The 1,195-nt window shown below is 67.7% G+C and carries 3 protein-coding genes; 2 read left to right on the plus strand and 1 reads right to left on the minus strand.

Translation table 11 applies throughout. The features are described 5' to 3' along the window. Positions 1–238 (minus strand): enoyl-CoA hydratase-related protein (locus ACFWF3_RS36535; protein ID WP_379318780.1); only part of this gene is annotated, 238 nt, incomplete at its 3' end. 252 nt (positions 239–490) lie between these two features. Between ACFWF3_RS36535 and ACFWF3_RS36540 the strand changes: the two genes are divergently transcribed. Beyond that, positions 491–910 (plus strand): YciI family protein, encoded by a 420-nt coding sequence (locus tag ACFWF3_RS36540; RefSeq protein WP_378989897.1) that lies wholly within the window; start codon positions 491–493, stop codon positions 908–910. A gap of 6 nt (positions 911–916) precedes the next feature. Beyond that, on the plus strand, positions 917–1,195 hold a 279-nt coding region (locus ACFWF3_RS36545), incomplete at its 3' end, for a sigma factor (RefSeq protein ID WP_379318782.1).

A 1,195-nucleotide genomic window follows, 5' to 3' on the forward strand; every position in this document is an offset into this window, starting at 1 on the left:
GTCCCGGGGCGAGAATCGACTCACCGCGGCTGAGCGCCTTCAGGTCCGCGCCCGCACAGAACGCCCGCTCGCCCGCGCCGGTGAGGACCACCGCGCGGATCTGCGGGTCGGCCTCGGCTCGCTCGAGCGCCTCGCCGACCCCCGTGCTCACTTCGGCGTTGACCGAGTTCATGGCCTCGGGCCGATTCAGCACGATGACGAGCACATGCTCGCGTTGCTCGACGAGAACTGCGCTCACGAGTGACTCCTTCGCTAGGTGGCTGTCAGCATGACAAACCTCTTCGATCTGTATCACGCCGGACGATCTTGAATACCCGAATCGGGGATTCGTGTCCGTCGTCGTCGCGCGCGCCCGGCACTCGTCGTAGGCTGCCGAACACTCGCGAAAAGAATTTTCGGCCGGGTGTCGATCCGCAGCGGTGCCCGTTCGACCTAGGGATGAACGCAGGGCCCGGCAGGCGGGTCCACACCGATCCGAGGAGACGAAACCATGAAGTTCATGCTGATCATGCGCGCCACCGACGAAGCCTGGGCCGCGGCGGCCGATATCGACTTCAACGAGATGCTCGAGACCATGGGCAAGTTCAACGACGAGTTGATCAGCGCCGGAGTGCTGGTCGCCGCCGAGGGGCTCGACGACGCGGCGCAGGGCGTGGTCGTCGACTACTCGTCGGAGACCCCGGTGGTCACCGACGGGCCCTACGGGGAGACGAAGGAACTGTTCGGCGGGTTCTACATTCTCAATGTGGCCTCCAAAGAGGAGGCGATCGAGTGGGCCAAGCGCATGCCGGTCGTCGTGCCGGGCACCAAGACCGAGATCCGGCGAGTCCCGAGCATCGATGAATTCCCGCAGGACAATGTCTGGGTCGCGAGGGAGCGCGCGTGGCGTGAGGCCAGCGGCCAGCTCTGAATCACGATGAGCGACCACACCGGCCGCGAGGCCGTGGCCGCCGTCTGGCGGATCGAATCGGCCCGGATCGTGGGCGCCCTCGCGCGCTACACCCGCGACTTCGCGATGGCCGAGGATCTCGCCCAGGAGGCGTTCGCGGAGGCACTGGTGACCTGGCCGCGCGAAGGCGTGCCACGTCAGCCGGCCGGGTGGTTGCTCACCGTCGGCAGACGCCGGGCCATCGACGCGTTCCGGCGCCGAGCCGCCCTCGACGACCGCTACGTCGCCCTCGCCGCCGACCAGGGC

Source organism: Nocardia sp. NPDC060220 (assembly GCF_042727815.1).
In the GTDB taxonomy this organism is placed as follows: Bacteria; Actinomycetota; Actinomycetes; order Mycobacteriales; family Mycobacteriaceae; genus Nocardia.

Coding starts and splice junctions, on each gene's coding strand:
- ACFWF3_RS36540 (WP_378989897.1), top strand. CDS start 491: ATGAAGTTCATGCTGATCATGCGCGCCACCGACGAAGCCTGGGCCGCG.